We start from the raw sequence: 19,534 nt of genomic DNA, 5'->3' as shown, positions 1-19,534 counted from the left end.
CAAAGGAGAAAGAAATGCAAACAAATCGTTCCAACATAGGCGCCCTCATAGGAGGCGCAATCATGATCGTCTTCGGCTTGCTATCCCTGACAGGCCAGTTATTCCACGCCTTGAACTGGGATTTCTTCTGGCCCCTCATCCTTATTGGCTTTGGTGCGCTGTTATTTGTGATGATGTTCGCAGGCGGAAAGGAATCCGCGGCACTTGCCATTCCCGGGTCAATTGTCACTGGCGTTGGTTTGATATTGTTGTTCCAAAGCATTACTCATCATTGGGTATCAATGTCCTACTTTTGGATATTGATCATTCTCTTTGTTGGCACAGGCATTTATGTAATGGGCTGGCGTGCCGATGAAGAGGCACAAAAGCAGTCTGGCGCAAAGCTGATGAAAATTGGGTTGATCCTGTTCGTGGTCTTTGGTATGTTCTTTGAAATGCTCTTTTCATCAGACAACAACATTCTTTTTCCCGCCTTCCTTGTTGTTCTTGGTGCATACCTTGTGCTTTCACGCGCGGGTTTGCTCGGCAAAAAGAAAAATAACCCAACAAACACCCTGCCGCCAGTAAATTAAATATTTCTACTCTCTGTGCTATCAGGGGCTCAATCCCTGATAACGCGTCCATGAATACAAAAAAAGGAATGATCCTTCCCAAGTATCAATGTTTGAAAATGACGGTCTGGTGATAGGCCGGGCGTGAAATGAAAACATATTTTCAAATAACCAAATAAACTCTAAAATGGAAAACGCATGAAAATCCTGATCGTCATCATTTGCATACTCATAGCACTGATCTTTCTTGGCTGGCTTGGATTCCAGGTCAAGCCTAAATCCTTTGAACCTTACCCGGAAAATACACCTGAGTTAAAAACCGTTCAGCTTCCCGCTGGTCTGCCCGCACCTGTGGAACGTTTTTACAAAACAGTATATGGCGAAGACATCCCAGTTGTTGACACGGTTGTAATCAAAGGACGAGCGGCGATCAGTCCATTTGGCATAAAAATGCCTGCGCGTTTCATCTTTGTCCACAACGCTGGCAGGGACTATCGCCATTACATCGAGGCGACATGGTTTGGCATCCCGATCATGAAAGTCAACGAAAGTTACGTGAATGGCAACAGTCATTTTGAGATTCCGATCATTGGCACGTTTGATAATGACCCAAGTACCAGCCAGGCAGCGAATCTCGCAGTATGGGCAGAAGCTGCATGGTTCCCGTCCATTTGGGTTACAGACCCACGCGTACGCTGGGAACCGATAGATGATCACACAGCTCTTTTATTCATCCCATATAAAGATCAGGAAGAAAATTTCGTCATGCGCTTCAATCCCGATACAGGTTTGCTCGATAGTATGGAAGCCATGCGCTTTAGAGACTCTGGTGATCAGGCAAAGAAAATCCTCTGGATCACTCGCAGCATGGACGGAAAAAATATTGATGGGACAAAACTCAGCGCAGTCGGTTCTGCGACCTGGCTGGATCAGGGAATCCCTTGGGCAGTATTCACGCTGGAAGAGGTGAAATACAACGTGAATGTAAGCGAATACATTCGGCAACAAGGAAAGTGACCATGGCACAAATTGGCGAAATCATCTCACAGTTGATCGGACTTCAACAAAAACCCGCCCCCTTCACTTCAGGTGAACCACTATTTTGGGATGACCCACATATCTCAGTTCATCTGCTGGAAGCACATCTAAATCCAGATATTGACGCCGCCAGCCGCAACCCAGAGACAATAGACCGTTCCGTAAAATGGCTGGTAGAAAATCTGGCTTTAAAAGCTGGAGACTCTGTATTAGATCTGGGATGCGGCCCCGGTCTGTACACTTCCCGTTTTGCGCGTGCGGGTTTGCAAGTCACTGGCGTGGATTACTCTCATCGATCAATTGAGTACGCGACAAAATTTGCAGCAGAAAACAATTTGAATATTGCCTATCGCTACCAAAACTATCTTGAGCTCAATGACAAAAATCGATATGACGTGGTCTTATTGATCTACGGTGATTTCTGCCCGCTTAATCCCGAACAACGCACAACACTGTTGAACAATGTATATCGCGCGCTCAAGCCAAACGGAAAATTCGTTCTGGACGTATCTACGCGCGAACACCGAAAAAAGCATGGCAATAAAAACCGCTGGCAAGCATTGGAGAGCGGATTCTGGAAACCAGGTCCGCATCTTGTACTGGAGGAAGGCTTTGACTATCCAGAGCAATCCATATGGCTTGACCAATATACGGTCATCGAAGCAAACGGAAAAATGTCGGTCTACCGAAATTGGTTTCAAGATTACACACCGGAGGCGATCACAAATGAACTTGCGCAAAATGGATTTGTCGTTGAAAGCCTTTGGGGAGATTTAACTGGCACGTTATTTACTCAAGAGAGCGAATGGATCGGGCTTGTCACGTACAAAAAATGAAACTATCCACTCGGATAGTACCAAACTCCCCCATTGGCAGGGGGAGATTTTGATCTAGCGCAGTATCTTATAAACGGGAAGGAGCTATCATGAGCCTATTGTCATCTAACCGTGGAAATGGGAAGAGTTTGCTAGATAACGGGGGACATCACACAGGCGCGCTCATATTTCCAATCTACAAAATTTTCGTTCATTTTCGTTCTCCTTTTTATAAGATCATTCACTTACTTCTCCGCTCGTTCCTTGACGCCTTGCATCATACGGCGCATCATGATGAATTCACCAGGACGGATGGCATCCCAAAACCATCCTTCTGCGGCACTGCGTGAACGAATGACAAGACGCGTTGTTCCGTCATCTTGAGGGACAAGATTGAACAGCCAGACTTCAACCCATGATTCGTTTTCCTTGTGCCCCAGTACAATGGTATGGTCTTGTTCAACCATAGCCACTACATAGGCAGGAGGCATGTTTTCATCGGGACACATGAGAACTTTATCGCCCACTTCCAGACCCTGCCACTCTTCATGGATGCGGTCTGCATTGGTCTGCGGGCATTGGATGAGCGCCTCCAGCCATGTGTAACTGTACATGCCGCCCTTGTCCGCGCCGAGTTGAACGATCCATGGATAGATCTCTTCGGGCAATGCGTTGATAGAAATAGCTCGGGTGTAGAAAATGCGCGGGGTTGGAACCAATTCATCACCAGCAAAAGAAGCAGCGATCTCTTCGTCGGTCGCGCCGTAACGATCCATCCACGGCAGAAGAGCGAACATCAAAAGTACGGCAAGGATTCCAAGCCCCGCCAGAATGCCAACGATTTTGAAAAATCTTTTCATGATTGTCTCCTAAAGTAAAACTTTGTTGTTTACATCATAGCTTTTGAAGACAAAAGACTCCCCCGTCGCTGGGGGAGTCTTCACTATCCAGATGGACAGGTCGGATTTAACGGAACAGATCTTGTAAAAATGACTGCATGATTCTAAATACTTCCTGCGGATATTCCAACGGCAGGATATGCGTGGATTTGGGCAGCGTTTCGATCTTAACCTTGGGCTGCTTCTGTTTAACAAGATTTGCCGCCACTTCGAGAAATGTGTCCGTCTCGGCGCCGCGGATGATGAGCGTGGGCACTTCGAGTTTGGGCAGTCCGCGCCAGAGGTCGAAGTCACGCATACCTGTCAGGTAGATACGCGATTCCCATTCAGGAGAGTAGGCAAGTTCAAAGCCGCCACCCTTCTTCGCTTTTGTGATGCCTGCGATATATGCGCGCAGGCTTTCATCGCTCATGTATTTGAAAACCTCGCGGGTACGATAGCCGCGAAAGACCATATCCAGATTGTCAAATTCACGCCTGCGTTTTAGCGCACCGCTGATCTTTGGGTGGACTCTGTTCCCAAGCCCAAACGCACGGACGATATTCCACATCGTCAAAAATGATGGCACGAACAGGACGGGGTCAAGCAAAATGATGGCACGAAATTTTTTCGGGTCGCGCAGGGCGGCCCGCAAAGTGACAATGCCTCCGATGGAATGACCTACCCCGATCACGGGATCAGTTCCACGGTCGGAGAGGAAGCGTAGCAAGTCGTCGGAGAGAGGTTTCCAGTCGTTGATATCCTTGAGATTCGAGTCAGGCCACAGCGGGCGAAGCGTCATTCCAAAAAGATGATAGTGGTCTTTGATGAGGCTGAATAACGGGTCGTAACATCCAGGCGGATATCCGTTCGCATGTAGGAAGTGCAGCGGCGTGCCTTTTCCGCCAAAGTCAAATTGTGGAATGCTGGTGTTTTTCGGTAGCAAAGTGTTTTCCTATATCGTTTATGTTTACCCATTATAAAATAGAGCCTTCACGTTATGTGAAAGCTCTATTTTGTCATTTATTTATAAAACTTTTTACGGCAGGTTGAAAGTCTTTACAAGGAAGACCGCCATCTGGTCGCGCGTGACGGCTGAATTGGGGCAATAGTTACCGCCGCCGCATCCGCTGGTGATGCCTTCTGCGGCAAGCTGTTCGATCCAATCTGCTGCAAAGGAACCGACGGGAACATCCGGGAAAACACCCGTTGCAACTGGCGGAACATACGCCGAGCCATATTTGCTTCTGAGAAGGAAGATGGCCATTTGAGCGCGGGTGACCGTTGCGTCTGGACAGTAATTCCCAGAGCCGCAGCCTGAGGTGATTCCCTCTGCGGCCAATTGTTCGATCCACGCGGCTGCAAAGGTGCTGGTGGATACGTCACCGAAGACCGCTCCGTTCGCTGCGGGAGGAGTGTATCCGCTGCCATGAGTGCCACGCAGCAGGAAGACCGCCATTTGGGCGCGAGTCACCGAGGAACTGGGGCAATACAAAAGCGGAGAGGTCGAGCACCCGCCAGTGATGCCTGCGTTGTAAAGGCTCTCAATGTAGCTGACCGCCCAATAAGTGGAGGGGACATCTGAAAAGATGGAGGGGGTGCTCCCGATAACGGTGTTGTTGATCACCGTTACACCCTCGGGATATTTGATGAAGGGTTCAGCGTAGATGGTGTTGTTTTCGATCAACACATTCTGATTCTTCGACCACAAGCCAATGGCTCGTCCCGCTCCATTGACAACTGTGTTACCGGAAATGACCGAATCGATCAATTTGGCGGTGGACATTTCGCCTTCCCATGAGACGATGCCATCCTGACAACCTTCCACGTAATTATTCAAAACCTTATTATCGTGGCGCTGGTTTCCCCAGCCGCTAAAGCGTTCTTCGCCTATTGCAATTCCAACAGGCTGTCTGGGGGTTGGGAAGCCCGGGGTGCATTTGACGGTGTTGTGCTGGGCAGTGGTGTAGGGCGAGTTATCAACGTAAAGCTGCACCGAGAAGTTATCCCACACGGTATTGTACTCAGCCAAAACATAGGTGCCGCGCAGGGCGATCCCTTCGCCACAGCTGTTGTAAACCTGATTGCCGCGAACCTCGACGTACATTGCCTCACGCACCTTGATGGCACTGCCCCAGCTTCCCTGACGGCAGTTACCTGCGGTTCCATTTTCCAGCACACTGTCGTGCACAATGTTGTTCTCCACCTTGATGACCTGACCCGTGATAAAAATACCAAAGGAATCACCACCGATCACTTCGAAACCGGAGAGGTTAATGTAGCTGCCTGTGAGGGCAATTCCGCTCACCTCAGTTCTGTCAACCTTGATAAGCGCATCGGTACCAATGACATTGATGGGGTGCCCCGCCGACCCAGATTCTGTGATGCGCAATTGCTCGTTCCACTCACCAGAAATGTAGAGGGTTGCGTCGGGACCCAACAGGTCGTCACATGCTTTGAATGTGGTGCAGGTTGTGGAGACTCCATTAACTACCACTTTCGCACTTTTTGCCGCCGCAAGTGGAGAAGCACCCGCGTTCGTATGGCTCCCGATCGACATAACAAACAACATAATAATGGCGGTCAACAGATATAGTTTTTTGTTCATTTTCTTCTTTCCTTATTCAACAGATATAAAATTATTTCTACCCACAACGCGAGACCACAAAAGTGAATCGAACCACCCAAATTTTATGATGCGGAATGATACATTAAGAGCAGATAATAGAAAATAAAAAGATTTCAAAACACCTTACAATTTTGTCAGCCCAGATTCACACAAAAAGGACAGCCGTCTAAAAAATGTGACGGCTGTTCTTCGTTATTTCCAGAAATCATTGACGGCCTTACGGCGCCGGAAGCAGGTCCTTGGCTTTTACGATCATGTACGCACCCCAGGCACGGTTGACAAAATCCAGCGCGCAAAAAAAGGGCTTGCCTGTCTCATTATCGGTGCCACACTCCTGAAGCAGACCATCCGCATACGCCTGCTCAGCCCAGCCAGCGCCCCAATATGTGGGGTCGGTGAGGTCCGCAAATACTTTTCCACTGGCAAGTGGAGGCTCGTAATTCACTCCATATTTCATGCGCAGTCCAAAGACACTCGCTTCAACCCGTGTCAGGTTCGTCTCAGGGCAATACATCAACGGATCCTGACGGCAGCCGCCTGTCAATCCCTGCTGCCACATGCCTTCCGCCCAAGGCTCTGCCCATTCAAAGCCGGTCCAATCGTCGGCAAAGGTATCCCACGGCGCAGGAGGCGGAACATAACTTGAACCAAACTGTCCGCGCATCATAAAGACCGCAGCCTGCGCACGATCCAGAATGGTATCGGGGCAGAACATCAGCGGACTGGTGCTGCATCCTGCTGTGTAGCCGCCATCATACAGAGCCTGAATATATGTATAGAGAGGGTGGTCAAGAGGCACGTCACTGAACGTGGCCACTGGAACTGAATAACTATCGCAGGGGTCAAAGACATTCATGACGATCAGTTCAGCATGCAACCATGGTTGTGAGAAGGGGCCCTGATACGGTCCGCCGGATGCGCGGCCAACACCAAGGAAGCCCTCACTCCCGACAGCCCCATGGTTATCGGTATAAGAAGACCAAAGAATAGCATGACGATGCCCCCAACCAGAACCAATGTCTTCATACATCCACATGTAAACGGCACGCTCGATCGGCAGATCAATGCTGGAACCGCTGGTGACAAAAACCGCCAGGTTTTCGGATACGCCTAAAAATTCATGACAAGCTTGAATTGCAGGGTTGGATTCAAGGCGCGCCCAGGGATCGAGACCGTCTTCATTATGCCCCCATGCATCATTATCAAGCAGAAAGTCTGCATAAGTTTGCGCAACGCTGGTCACGTTAAGCTCAGTATCTTCAAGCGGATCAACACCACGGTCACTGCGTTCACGGTTGATCAGCCACAGCACCTTTTTCCCATCACTCAATGCATCCCATTCCGACTGACTGGGCAAAGTAAGCATCGGCAAGGACGTGCCTAACTGGCCATTTTCCATGGTCCGCGCATTGTTGAAGGCGGATTGAATATCCGCCACACCACTTGTCCCAGCGGACCAATCAATATCCGCGGTTGGGTCAGCTGGGTAATCTGCGGATAGGGGCGCTGCCTGCGTTGAATAGGATGGCAATATATTGATTAGAACGAACAGAATCACGAAAAACTGAAAATAAATCCTTGTTTTTTTCATAATAACTCCCATTGGGCATCAATGAACGACGATAAAAATACATATACCATCATTTATGTATTCTTAAACCTACAGGTTTGTTAAGAGTCAGTGTAGAAAACCCGCCCAGGCAACTGGAAGCATCAAAACAAAGAAGACAGCCATCTCTGCAATGAGATGGCTGTCTTCTTTGTTCTCAATATTTGCTAATTAATTTTACGGAGTTGGGAGCAATCCCTTGGCTTGCACGATCAGGTATGCACCCCAGCCGCGATCCACCAGTTGACTTGGGCAGAACATCGGCTTGCCAGTTGCAGAATCCGTGCCGCAGGCTGGGAGCAAGCCATCGAGGTATGCCTGCTCGGCCCAGTCAATTGCCCAGTAACTCGGGTCAGTGGATGGGAAGTCGGCAAACAATGTCCCTGTGGCTGTGGGCGGCGTGTAATTGACGCCGTATTTCATGCGCAGACCGAACACGCTCGCCTCTACACGCGGTAGTTGCGTCGCCGGGCAATACAGCAGCGGGCTGGATTGACAGCCCTGCGTCAAACCTTCCTGCCACATGCCTTCGGCCCACGGTTCGGCCCATTCGAACCCCGTCCAATCATCGCCGAATGTATTCCACGGCGCGGCGGGTGGAGCATAGGTCGAGCCAAGTTGTCCGCGCAGCATGAACACCGCCGACTGAGCGCGATCCAAAATCGTATCGGGGCAGAACAACAGCGGATCGGTACTGCACCCAGCGGTATAGCCGTTATCCCACAAGGCCTGAATATAGGCATACTGGGGATGGTTAAGAGGCACATCACCAAAAGTGGGCGTGCCAATGGCGGTTTCTAATTTCAGGTCATCGAACCAGGCTGTACCTGTCGTAGACCCCGAGTACATTCCCAAACGCGCCGCAACAATCACCTGTGTATTTGCCCCGGAGTTGAATGTCAAAGACACGAGAGTCCACGGGTTATCGCCGAACAGTGACGGGGTTGAGTAATTGACCGTGCCATCCAAAATGGAGAGATTGGCCCCGGCGTCGTTCGTTTCGCCGGTGTGGGCCACATCATTGGTCAGAATCCAGCCAGATAATTTGTAATCGGTATTCGGCTGAACGGTTACGGTCTGAGTCCAGCGCGCATCGTTGGCCGTGGTGCTAGTGATCTTCACGCTCTTACTGCCTGAGCGGAAGAAATCAATGCTCCATTCAAAAGCACTGTTGGCCAATACATAGGCATCCTTGGTCCAGGAGGTCGGAGTGGTCGTGCCATCTTCGAAGCCCGGATTGACGAGCATGTTGGAAGGCTGGGTCTTAAACGACCACCAGGTATTGCCATCGGCATAGGTCTCACCGCCCGCACTGTTCGCGCGGACTTGCCAATAGTAGGTCTTATCAATCGCCAACCCGCTGATCGGCTGACTGGTCACATTGCCAACGTTTTGCCAGCCCGTATCACAGACAGTGTCATTCGAAGTGTCGATGCAGTAGAAATATTCCGTCGCATCCACACTGGCACCCCAACTCAAGGTGGGAGTGCTGGGCTGTGCCGTGGCACCGTTGGCAGGACCAACTTTTCCAAACGCGCCCGGCACATTACAAACATTGACATCCGTCGTCCATGCGATCTTGATGCGGGCATCCTCTGTCTCTTCATTCAGGATCGCACGAATGGGAACGTTCCCACTTAAGCTGCGGGCTGGGCAGGCATACGAAAAGCTTTGAGCGGTGCCCCGGTCAAGAACGCTGACCCCATTCACCCACAACTTAAGGCCGTCATTATTTTCAGCCTTGAAGACATAATTACCCGACGCGAAATTCACCGTGGTGTTGTATTCCGCGACCCAATCGTTGACCACACCATTATTGCAGGGAGCCGCGGAAGCGTAGTTCTTATCGAGGCCGCTGCTGGTGATGATTTCCTGACACATCTGGTTGTTGAAGTTGGAAGTATCCAGCCAATGGTCATGCCCGGTGAAATACAGGGCAGTCCAGTCCGAGGTCCCGCCACTGCCGCAATTTCCATCCGCGTAAACTTGAATCGATGAAATATCATCGTTCATCTTCCGCGATGTATCGCCATTGGTGTAATAACTCGTGCTCAAATCAGAAAGTCTATCTGTCACGCATCTCCACGAGCCGCCACCCTCAGCGACGGATTTTTCAAATACTTTAGCCGACCAGCCCGAGGAGACGAAGATCGAAGATGTCTTATTTTGGATCGGGTCCGCCACAGCGATATCCGTCCAGGTGATGGCGGCTGGGAAGGCCTTCATCGCACCCGCAGTTTCCACATTACAGTTGGCGTTTTCATACAGGATCACGCCCGTATATGAAACCTGACTGCACCCCGTCACACTGCCGCCCACCTGCTTCCACTCGCCGCTGTTCCACACCTCGGCACTCCGCTGCCATTTTTCAGTGGCCGTATCGAGAGTCCAATCGCTGAGCGTGAGGGAAGAACGATTCAGGAATTCCAGATGAACGTGGAAGAAACTCGCGGTCTGGTTGGCGTAACCACAATACCCATCGCTGAACGAACCTGAAACCAATTCGCCCAAAATCGTCCCTGCCACATTCACCACCGCCCACAAAGGCGGCGCAGTGGATGAACGAATGTGGGCATACAAAAATTTATCGGTGCCGTCATCAATAATGAGATAGGTGGAATTCTTGGTGGCATCTGAACATTTCTTTACCACCGTACCCGGCGCAACAGCCAGCAAACGATTCGGCGCATGATTCGACCCCGTATTTCCATCCGACATCAAATCCACCGCCATGCTCGTGCCGCCCAGCACCGTGGAAAACTCACCCGTGTGGACACCGCCGCCCTTCGTCCCATAATAAACTTGATACCCCGCTTCAAACGGGAATTGGAACGCCGCTCCCGCATGTGGACTCGGCAAAGAGGTGGACAATGGATCGATTACCCGTTTCGCTTCCAACGGGACAATTGATTCCGGTACCGAGGAGAGAGACTCAGAGAAGGCTTTTGTGCCCGCAACCGAAGCCAACATTCCGCCCGGTGTTTTGCGAATGATCGCGTTATCCGACCAGACCGCATCCTCTGAGATCGTCCAAGCGCCGCCCGGTTTGTTCGTCAATCCCGCGAGAGTGATGAACATCCACTCGCCCTCCTCGCGCAATTCGACCGGAGCAAAACATACGGCGCCGTTGAAATTCACTTCCGCATCCGCCTTTCGCAGCGCGGATTTAAGCGCCTGAGTCTCGGCCTGCTTCAATTGCACCGTTCCGGGCAACAGGCAGAGTTCCAAACCCTGCCCTGTGACCTGCGCGCTGGCAGGCTGTGCCTGAATCATGGAAAAGAGAACTGCCAAAAGCACAATTCCACGCAAGGCCTTCACCGTTGGAGAAATTCGATTCTGTGTTTTCATATGAACCTTCCATTCTGGCAAAATAACAAACTACTGCGCACAAATGCGCAAAACCTGCATCTATTTTATAAGTCAGAAATTGGGAGAGATTCATCGTATTTGCATGACAAAAGGGCAGCCACTTTTTCAGTGACTGCCCTTTTTTGTTCGATCTTGTCTGGCAAACTTACGGCAACGGCAAGTTCTTGGCTTTGACGATCAAATACGCACCCCAGCCGCGATCCACCAGTTGACTTGGGCAGAACATCGGCTTGCCTGTTCCACTGTCCGTTCCGCAGGCGGGGAGCAGACCATCGAGATAAGCCTGCTCGGCCCAATCAATCGCCCAGTAACTCGGGTCGGTGGAGGGGAAATCGGCGAACAAAGTTCCACTTGCGGCGGGAGGCGTGTAATTCACACCATACTTCATTCGCAAACCAAATACGCTTGCTTCCACACGCGGAAGTTGATTGGAGGGACAAAACATCAGCGGGCTGGATTGGCAACCCTGAGTCAAGCCTTCCTGATACATGCCTTCGGCCCACGGCTCAGCCCATTCGAAACCTGTCCAATCATCGCCGAAGGTATTCCACGGCGCGGCGGGCGGAGTGTAGCCTGAGCCCATTTGTCCGCGCAGCATGAACACGGCAGATTGCGCGCGATCCAAAATCGTATCAGGGCAGTACATCAATGGGCTGGTGGAACAGCCTGCGGTGTAGCCGTTATCGTACAAGGCTTGAATATAGGCATACAGCGGGTGGTCGGCAGGGACATCCACAAACGTGGTTTGCGAAGCGGAGGAGGGAATCACGATCAGCGTAATCGAATTCGCCGGGTAGCTGGCCGTGAATCCGCTGGAGGTGACCGCTTGATCCGCTTGTTTGACGATGGCGCCTAAATTGGCAGAACTATAGCGATAGACCTGCGCCGTGTCCACGGGTTGAAATCCAGATAAGGCCAGATCGCTGGTGATCGTTGAGGCGGTCTTGTTAATGACCATGAGAGTCAATGTGCCACTCGCGCTGCGCTTCGCGGCATAAACGGCTAACTGCGATTGGTCAGCGCTGGAAGATTGCACGCTGGTATCGCCAAACGCGCTGCCTGCGCCATCGTAATTGCGATACATGCGAAATGCAAAAATACCGGGCGCGTTGAAATCATCAGGCGTGCCCCATAATGTTGCCAGGTCCAGGCCTTCGCGGCCAAAGATGCCGAGGATATCGGCCTGAGCCAGTGCGCCGTTCATATATCCGAGCGCGCCCCAGTTGTATTCGGTGATGGCAAGTTTCGTGCCCGGGTAATAATTCGCGGCCCAATCTTCCATGCGTGGAATTAAATACACAGGCTGACCGATCCAGCCTTCATGCACGTAACTTGGATCCCAAAGCTGGCGCGTGGAACGCAAACGCGCCGACTGCACGGCGGCGCTTCCAAGCGAATCGGAATACACGCCATCCACCTGAGGATACACGTGCAAGTCAAGATAATCGAGAATGCGCACGCCATGCGCCTGTTCATAGGCTTTCATTTGCTGGAGATACCACGGCACAAAATCCATGTTGCCGTGTGCGGCGCGGTCTGCGCCGGGGTAACAACCGTCAGCGGCGGAATAGAAATAGGCACACCAGCCCCATTCCACAGGTCCAAGCGTTTGAGCCGACGAATCGGCGGCTTTGATGGCGGCGGCATAGGCGTACGTCTTATCGCGCATTTCATCATAGGTGACCGGGTTGGGATGCACATCGTAATGCGTGCTGTTCCACAACATCGGTTCGTTATCCAAATTGTAGAACATCACGCCGCCATTGGCAGCCGTGCCATAATTCCCCTTCAAGTGATTGATCCATGCCGTGACAAAAGAAGAAGTGATCGCAACGCTGGTGTCAGTGGGATTATTACCCGTGAGTTGAACACCATTGTGCCAGCCATTGCCGCAATCGGGATCCCAATAATCCGTACTATCCTGCGCACCATATTTGCTGACCTTGAATCCGCAATCATACGGATGATCTTCCCTGCGAGCTTTGGGTGTCCACCCGATGAGAGGAACGGTCATGATCGTCTGTGTGCTGGTGCGGCGATCCTGTTCAATGAACTCGTCTGAAGCAGAGCCATTGGGCAGCAACTCGGGATGGGCATTATCTTCCGGGATGTTCTCGTAGTACCAGTCCGCGCCGGTGTTGTGGACATCCAATTGCCAGTTATAACGCGTGGTCGAATTCCCACCCCAGCGGCGGACGGGCAGATTCAGATCAGAGGCGATGGCTTCCGTGGCAAAGTTCATACCGTAAATATACGGGCTGATGGCATGCACATCCGCCGCGGCATTCACACTCAAGGCCGGGCCGGCAGCAGCGGAATGTGTGGCGGAGGCAAAGGGCACATCTCCAAATGCGCATGCCGCCAGCATGACAATGATCAACAAACAACGGAACAGGGATATTGTATGTTTCATTCGGGTCTCCTATGATTTTTTTCGACGTTAAAGGTTTGGTAGACATAGTGTAATCCCCTTTCAAAAATTGACAAATTACATTGGTACCACCCTGTTGGTTCGGCAAATGGATAATAAACACACCCCGAAAATCATTTTCGGGGTGTGCAACCTTACTTGAACATGAATTATCTATTATGGCAGACTGAACGCCCTCACCAGGAAGACGGCCATTTCAGCGCGGGTGACATTGGCATTGGGGCAGTAGTTACCGCCGCCGCAGCCGCTCGTCACACCCTCCGCTGCAAGCTGCTCGATCCAATCCGCAGCAAATGCGCCGACAGGGACATCACCAAAGACTGTGCCCGTTGCCACTGGCGGAGTGTATGCACTGCCATGCTCCCCTCTCAACAGGAAGATCGCCATCTGCGCGCGGGTGATGTAGGCATCGGGGCAGTAACTTCCGTTACCACAGCCGCCGGTGATACCTTCAGCCGCAAGCTGTTCGATCCAGTCCGCCGCAAAGGACCCGGCCGGGACATCCGCAAAGACCGTGCCTGTTGCCGTCGGCGGGATGTAGGCGCTGCCATGCATACCGCGCAGGATGAAGATCGCCATCTGGGCGCGAGTCACAGGGGCTTCCGGACAATAGATCAATGGGTTCGTACCGCAGCCGCCAGTGATGCCAGCATTGTACAAACGCTCAATGAACGACAAAGCCCAATAATCCGCGGGCACATCGGCAAAGAGCGTGTTGGAGGCTTCCTGTGTGAACAAGCCGCGTCCATATGTGGCTGCGACCAGTTTCGTTCCCATCCAGAACAATTCGTCCACAGGGGTGTTGGTCGGGCCGTCGTGCGGGAGTCCCCACGTAGCGCCGCCATCTGCACTGGCGAAGAGACCGAGTTCCGTACCAACATACAGCCAGCTGGAGTCATTCGGGTGAATCACAAGACTGCGGACCGGCAAGCTGGGCAAACCAGTCGCGCCGCTGCCGCTGATATCGGTCCAGGTGGAGCCGCCGTTGGTCGTGGCCCACACATTATCGGTGGTGAAACCGCCGAGAGTGACATAGACCTTGTTATTGTCATTCTTATCAATGGTGATGCGAGTGACGTAGCGATTGGGCAAAGCTGGGGAACCCGTATCCACACGAGACCATGTGGGATTGGTAGCCGTGCCATTCGTGGTCTTAAACACATCTCCATTGCCATGTCCCACCCAGACAATATCCGAATTGCCCGGGGCAACCGCGATCGCGCTGATATTGGTGCCCGTGGAAGATTTGATCACATACCAGGCTGGGCCTGTTGTGGCAGTATTCGGCGCCTTGACATCGTTGGAACGCCACAGAGAAGCCGCACCGACCAGCATACGATTCGAGTCGTTGGGGTCGAGGATGAAGGGCGAAATGAAGTTTGCGGTCGAATTATAGGCATCGGTGATGATGTAGGGCGGATTCTTGTATACGTAGGAATTGCCATCCCAATGTTCACCCCAGATCGGGTCAGAGTACACACCACCGTTCACACTGCGATGGATCTGTGCAAAGATATATTCACCATACAGGTAATTATCGTCAACAGGGTCAGCCGCAGACCAACCGCCATCGCCGCCGAAGGTTGTCGTCCAGCCTTCCGTGCCGCCTGCAGGGGTGTAGATCAAGGTGCCGTTATCCTGCGTACCGCCGATGATCTTTCCGGTGGTGGCATTGCCTGCCGCGCCATAGAATTGGGTGATGCCGAGGTTGTTATTCAACTCCGTCCAGCCGTTGGTGCCGATCACGGTATAAACGTTATTCGCACGATACACGCCGCCATCATTCCCAAAATAGACTGTGGTATTGCTCGTGCCGTTAAACCCTGGTTTTTCAACAATGACATGATGATCGGCATGCGCGGAGTAGGGAGAGTTCCACCATTCGCTAATCTGAGTCAGGGTCGAGCCGCCGTTCGTACTGCGGTACAGGTCCACGCCGCCCACAACAAGAGTATTAGGATTGGTTGGGTCCACCCACAGCGCATTGTCATACCAACCCTGCCCGGAGAGGAAGTCATTTCCGCTGTTGACAAGAGCATAAGAAACGCCGCCATCCACACTCTTCCAAAGCTGACCACCGCTGCTATCCACAGAAGCATACACGGTGCTGGGGCTGCTCGGCGCATAGGCCACTTCTACGCGGCCGTCGCTGGTGTTTGCGGTTCCCCATGAAACCCCACCATTCGTGGAATAGTATGCCTGCCCGGAGAATTGATTCCCCGCAACCGCCTTGTTTCCGTCACTCGGGTTGAAGTTCACATCGCCCATGTATCCTGAAAGGACGGAAGTCCATGAGGTGCCGCCGTCTGTGCTTCTCCAGAGGCCAGTATAGGTGGCTGCCAACATAATCTGCGAATTGGACGGGTTGATCGCCAACCGATTCACGAAATGCCAGTTGGAGTTATTTGTGGAGGCAAGCTGAGTCCACGTGGCGCCGCCATCGGTGGTTTTGAATACACCGCCGCCAAGAGGTTCGGAAATTTCACGATTAAAGGTAAAGCCTTCACCGGTACCGGCATACAAAATGTCCGGGTTGGTCGGGTCCATGACCATGGTGGTCACCGCCATGTTGGACATAAAATCGGTGAGGATCTGCCATGACGTCCCGCCGTTGGTGGTCTTCCACACACCGCCGGTGACACTGCCCGCCCACATGATATTGGGGTCAGCGGGGTGAATAATGATGGAACGCACGCGGCCACCGATATTTCCTGGGCCGATCCATGTCCAGCCAGCGCTGGTGATCGCCTGCGGATTGTTCCCCTGCTGCAGGCGCATGTCATTCATTTGTTGGGCCGCTGTGAACAAGCCATCGGCAGGGATGTTGCCGTTCTCGTCCATCATGGAAAGGGCGCGGAACTGCCTTGCTTCATCCGGGTGGTCGCCCATTTTTTCATCGGTCTCGACGTGCTGCGCGTTTGAGGCCAATGCCTGAGATACCTGTGTACTCATCGGTCCAAGCCTGCCCCACAACCCCAGCGCAACTGCCACAAGCATGACGCTCGAGACGATGGCAAGGAACATTCGATTTCTTTTCGACATAATACTCTCCTTGTAATAATTGGTGTCAGTGAAAAAATAAAGCCATATCTTCAAAATGCGATCCAGTTACATATGGCAGCCTCCTTTTTTCAGGCTCACTGGCCATAAATGCCAGCAAGACGGTTTTCAGGCAGAAAGAAACGCTGAACGATTCCGAACAGAAGCACAGATGGCAGGGTCATTACCATCGCCCCCGCCAAAAGCAGCGGCCAGTTCGTGCGATCCAATTCCTGCAGTTGACGCAGACCCACCGGTAGAGTGTAAAGCGTCTGCGATTTCAAATAGAACAAGGGTGTGGTGAAATCACCCCAATACAGCAAAAAGGTCAGAATGCCCACCACGATCACTGTGGCGCCGGAAAGCGGCAGAGCCACCCGCCACCAAATCTCCAGCGGACCAGCGCCATCCATACGGGCCGCATCGTAAAGCTCGCGGGGAATGCGCCGAAAGCTCCAAAAGAACAGCAGCACAAACAGCGGACTCGACCCCATGAGCGCCGGGGCCAGCAATGCCGCGTATGAATTAAACAACCCCAAAGTGCGGAATAAGATAAACCGCGCCACCCACACAGCGACAGTGGGTACGACCAAAAGGACAACAGACAACCCGAGAAGACTCTCCCGCCCGCGGCGGTTCAACTGGGTCATCGCAAAGCCTGCCAGCGAAGCCGTGACCAGCGTGATCGGCACGGCGATTCCAGCGACAAGCAGGGAATTGAAAATATACCGCCCCAACGGGAGCATCTCGAAAATGCGATTGTAGTTCGACCACGTCAAAGGCTCGGGCCACCACTCCATCGTTCGTGGCGGAGGCAGGCCCGGTTGACGAAGCGAAGCGGAAGCCATCCAAACGAGCGGCAGAATGAACAGAGCTGAGATCAGAATCGAGACGGCGTGAAATGCAATTGCGTGAAAAATCCTGCGCTTTGAATTAACTTGCATCGGTTTCCCCCCAACTGCCCACAATGGAAAGGATCAGCCCGATCAACGCGGCGGTGACCAGACCCAGCAGTACGGTCATGGCGGAGCCCGGGCCAAAGTGCATTCGGTCGAAGGCTTCTTCGTAGATCAGGAGCGGCAAAAATAAAGTGGAGTAGTACGGGTCGCCGTTGGTCATGATGAAATTGGCGGTAAAAATGTTCTGACTGCTCAAAATGATATCGCGCAAGGTGAGCAGCAACAACCACGGAGCAAGCAATGGCAGGGTGATGTAGCGGAACTGCTGCCAAACATTACCGCCATCCACGGCGGCGGCGGCGTAATACTCGGGCGGAATATTTTGCAAGCCTGCCAGCAAAACCACGAAGCCTTCGCCGATTTGAAACGCGGCCATCACCACGAAGACCACTTTTGCATATTGGGCATCGGCCAGCCAGCCGGGCGTGGGCAACCCCAACCCTTCGAGGATCAAATTCAGCGGGCCATACAGCGGATTGAAGATCCACATCCAGATCAGGGCGTAGGCCACATCGGGAATAATAGTAGGCAGGTAAACCGCCGCGCGATATAAGCCCACGCCCCTGCCACTGCGGCTGAGCAACAAGGCCAGCGCCAGCGCACTCAACACGCGCACAGGCACAGCCAGAATCACAAAATACAAAGTGTTGTAAAGCGAAATGGGAAAAAGCAAATCAACAGGGTTGGCCAGCACCAATTGAAAATTGAATCCCCCCACCCACACAGGCGCGGAAATGCCATCGTAGCGCAAAAACGCCAGCAGCAATGAAAGCAAGGCAGGCAGCCCAACCAACACCGCCGCCCCCAAAAGATAGGGCGTCAGCATCAATAGCAATTGCGTGCGCGAAGAAGCAGTGTAGGTTCTATTCATTTTCCGTGAACAAGGGTAGGGCACGCTTCACAGCCGATTGCATCGCCTCCAACGCAGAGACTTCACCGAAAAAGGCGCGCTGTAATTCCTCATCGCAAATCTCTTCGATATCAGCCCAGTTGGCTTGCTGCGGCAAACGCAGGGTAAAGGGAATCACATCCAAAAACACGCGGCTGTGCGCGGGCTTTGCGTTCGGGTCGAGAAAGGCATCCGACTCAGCCACTTGGATCAGCGAAGGCACGGTGCGCCCGCTTTGCGAAACCAGCGTCTGCCCATCAATCGAATTGGCATACTCGATGAAGGTCCACGCGGCTTGCTTGTGTTTGCTGGCAGAAGGCAGGCAATAGGCATCGGAGTGAAGAATGGTGGCATCGCTCCTCCCAACAGGCAAGGGCGCGATATCCCAATCGAAAGCGTTGATCTCGCGGAAGGTTGGAACCAAACGACGGCTGTTGAAATAAATGGCTGTGCGCCCGTTAATGAAACGACTCTCACTGCTCTCCGCTTTTTCCTCCACGGCATTCGGCACAATGTGATGCGTCACCTGCCAATCCACAAACCATTGCACGGCTTCCAGATCGAGCGGGTCGGCAAGCGTGAGCGCATTGTTAATGCTGACCTTGCCGCCGTTCTGCCACACGAACGGCGCCACGCGGATCAAAGTCGGCTCCACGCCTGCGCCGTATTGATCGATGCGGCCATCCGAATCAACATCCAAAGTCAATGCTTTCGATGCGGAAATAAAATCATCCCAGGTCCAGCCCGCATCGGGATAGGGAATTCCCGCTGCGTCGAAAACATCTTTGTTGTAAAAAGCCACCAAACTCGAAATATTTTGCGGAATACAGATCACCTGATCGTTGAGAGAAAATGCGCGCATCGAAAGCGCATAAAAATCATCATACGCGATCAAATCGGATTTTTCGAGATACGGCCCCAATGGTTCAAAGGCATTCTTAATCGCCAATCCGCTGAAGCGGCGGTAATTGATCAAAACCACATCGGCAGGCTCACCGCCCACCAGATCCGCCGCCAGCCGTTTGCGATAATCACCCTGGCTGGGAATATGAATCAACTCAACTTTAATTTCGGGGTGCTGCTTTTCAAAAGCCGCCACCAAATCTTGATACGCTTTCAACTCGGCAGGTTCACCGAACACCATAAAACTGACAGGCTGCACTTCCCCCTGTCCGCACGCGCTTGTAAACAGAAAGGCCATTAACAAATAAAAACTCACCCATCGATTCTGCATAAATATCCTCAACGATGAAATCCTCAAGCGGATGTCTTCCCTGAAAAAGATTCTTGAAATCAAACAACGCTTCCAACCAACCTCAAGCCTGCT

General features: G+C 52.3%; 13 protein-coding genes. 3 read left to right on the top strand and 10 right to left on the bottom strand.

The annotated features are described in order from the left end of the window. Window positions 1-14: 14 nt before the first annotated feature. The 3 genes from IPI86_RS24660 to IPI86_RS24650 all read left to right on the top strand — a co-directional run bounded on the left by IPI86_RS24660 (window position 15) and on the right by IPI86_RS24650 (window position 2,425). Complete coding sequence (locus IPI86_RS24660; RefSeq protein ID WP_345300696.1) at window positions 15-572, top strand: hypothetical protein; 558 nt, start codon at window positions 15-17, stop codon at window positions 570-572. 177 nt (window positions 573-749) lie between these two features. Continuing rightward, window positions 750-1,568: a DUF6544 family protein gene (locus IPI86_RS24655; RefSeq protein WP_345300695.1), complete on the top strand. Its 819-nt coding sequence runs from the start codon at window positions 750-752 to the stop codon at window positions 1,566-1,568. Between the two features lie 2 nt (window positions 1,569-1,570). After that, a complete protein-coding gene (locus IPI86_RS24650) occupies window positions 1,571-2,425 on the top strand; it encodes a class I SAM-dependent methyltransferase (RefSeq protein ID WP_345300694.1) in 855 nt (284 codons plus the stop codon). Between the two features lie 224 nt (window positions 2,426-2,649). Here IPI86_RS24650 and IPI86_RS24645 read toward each other — a convergent pair whose 3' ends face one another. The 10 genes from IPI86_RS24645 to IPI86_RS24600 form a co-directional block, all read right to left on the bottom strand. Next, window positions 2,650-3,264, bottom strand: a complete 615-nt coding sequence (locus tag IPI86_RS24645) for a hypothetical protein (protein ID WP_345300693.1) — start codon at window positions 3,262-3,264, stop codon at window positions 2,650-2,652. A gap of 106 nt (window positions 3,265-3,370) precedes the next feature. Beyond that, on the bottom strand, window positions 3,371-4,228 hold the full coding sequence (locus IPI86_RS24640; protein ID WP_345300692.1) for an alpha/beta hydrolase: 858 nt from the start codon (window positions 4,226-4,228) through the stop codon (window positions 3,371-3,373). A 93-nt stretch (window positions 4,229-4,321) separates the two neighbouring features. Beyond that, the gene (locus IPI86_RS24635) at window positions 4,322-5,890 is read right to left on the bottom strand and encodes an S-layer homology domain-containing protein (protein ID WP_345300691.1); all 1,569 of its coding nucleotides are present in this window, start codon (window positions 5,888-5,890) and stop codon (window positions 4,322-4,324) included. Between the two features lie 238 nt (window positions 5,891-6,128). Then, the gene (locus IPI86_RS24630) at window positions 6,129-7,502 is read right to left on the bottom strand and encodes a CAP domain-containing protein (RefSeq protein WP_345300690.1); all 1,374 of its coding nucleotides are present in this window, start codon (window positions 7,500-7,502) and stop codon (window positions 6,129-6,131) included. A 195-nt stretch (window positions 7,503-7,697) separates the two neighbouring features. Then, window positions 7,698-10,868: a PA14 domain-containing protein gene (locus IPI86_RS24625; RefSeq protein WP_345300689.1), complete on the bottom strand. Its 3,171-nt coding sequence runs from the start codon at window positions 10,866-10,868 to the stop codon at window positions 7,698-7,700. Between the two features lie 166 nt (window positions 10,869-11,034). After that, a complete protein-coding gene (locus tag IPI86_RS24620; RefSeq protein ID WP_345300688.1) occupies window positions 11,035-13,302 on the bottom strand; it encodes a glycoside hydrolase family 44 protein in 2,268 nt (755 codons plus the stop codon). 174 nt (window positions 13,303-13,476) lie between these two features. Continuing rightward, window positions 13,477-16,362, bottom strand: a complete 2,886-nt coding sequence (locus IPI86_RS24615) for an S-layer homology domain-containing protein (protein WP_345300687.1) — start codon at window positions 16,360-16,362, stop codon at window positions 13,477-13,479. Between the two features lie 95 nt (window positions 16,363-16,457). After that, complete coding sequence (locus IPI86_RS24610; protein ID WP_345300686.1) at window positions 16,458-17,303, bottom strand: carbohydrate ABC transporter permease; 846 nt, start codon at window positions 17,301-17,303, stop codon at window positions 16,458-16,460. After that, window positions 17,293-18,189 carry a sugar ABC transporter permease gene (locus tag IPI86_RS24605; RefSeq protein ID WP_345300685.1) on the bottom strand — a complete coding sequence of 299 codons (897 nt, stop codon included), beginning with the start codon at window positions 18,187-18,189 and terminating at the stop codon, window positions 17,293-17,295. Before IPI86_RS24605 ends, IPI86_RS24610 begins: the two co-directional genes overlap by 11 nt. Further along, on the bottom strand, window positions 18,182-19,441 hold the full coding sequence (locus tag IPI86_RS24600) for a sugar ABC transporter substrate-binding protein (protein WP_345300684.1): 1,260 nt from the start codon (window positions 19,439-19,441) through the stop codon (window positions 18,182-18,184). Before IPI86_RS24600 ends, IPI86_RS24605 begins: the two co-directional genes overlap by 8 nt. Window positions 19,442-19,534 lie beyond the last annotated feature (93 nt).

It is taken from the genome of Candidatus Villigracilis affinis, from assembly GCF_016705895.1.
Classification (GTDB): domain Bacteria; phylum Chloroflexota; class Anaerolineae; order Anaerolineales; family Villigracilaceae; genus Villigracilis; species Villigracilis affinis.
This window is presented reverse-complemented; position numbering and strand designations above follow the sequence as displayed.

What these genes read in the sequence shown, in the direction of transcription:
- IPI86_RS24660 (WP_345300696.1), top strand. Translation starts at nt 15, where the DNA reads ATGCAAACAAATCGTTCCAACATAGGCGCCCTCATAGGAGGCGCAATC.
- IPI86_RS24655 (WP_345300695.1), top strand. Translation starts at nt 750, where the DNA reads ATGAAAATCCTGATCGTCATCATTTGCATACTCATAGCACTGATCTTT.
- IPI86_RS24650 (WP_345300694.1), top strand. Translation starts at nt 1,571, where the DNA reads ATGGCACAAATTGGCGAAATCATCTCACAGTTGATCGGACTTCAACAA.
- IPI86_RS24645 (WP_345300693.1), bottom strand. Translation starts at nt 3,264, where the DNA reads ATGAAAAGATTTTTCAAAATCGTTGGCATTCTGGCGGGGCTTGGAATC.
- IPI86_RS24635 (WP_345300691.1), bottom strand. Translation starts at nt 5,890, where the DNA reads ATGAACAAAAAACTATATCTGTTGACCGCCATTATTATGTTGTTTGTT.
- IPI86_RS24630 (WP_345300690.1), bottom strand. Translation starts at nt 7,502, where the DNA reads ATGAAAAAAACAAGGATTTATTTTCAGTTTTTCGTGATTCTGTTCGTT.
- IPI86_RS24625 (WP_345300689.1), bottom strand. Translation starts at nt 10,868, where the DNA reads ATGAAAACACAGAATCGAATTTCTCCAACGGTGAAGGCCTTGCGTGGA.
- IPI86_RS24620 (WP_345300688.1), bottom strand. Translation starts at nt 13,302, where the DNA reads ATGAAACATACAATATCCCTGTTCCGTTGTTTGTTGATCATTGTCATG.
- IPI86_RS24615 (WP_345300687.1), bottom strand. Translation starts at nt 16,362, where the DNA reads ATGTCGAAAAGAAATCGAATGTTCCTTGCCATCGTCTCGAGCGTCATG.
- IPI86_RS24610 (WP_345300686.1), bottom strand. Translation starts at nt 17,303, where the DNA reads ATGCAAGTTAATTCAAAGCGCAGGATTTTTCACGCAATTGCATTTCAC.
- IPI86_RS24605 (WP_345300685.1), bottom strand. Translation starts at nt 18,189, where the DNA reads ATGAATAGAACCTACACTGCTTCTTCGCGCACGCAATTGCTATTGATG.
- IPI86_RS24600 (WP_345300684.1), bottom strand. Translation starts at nt 19,441, where the DNA reads ATGCAGAATCGATGGGTGAGTTTTTATTTGTTAATGGCCTTTCTGTTT.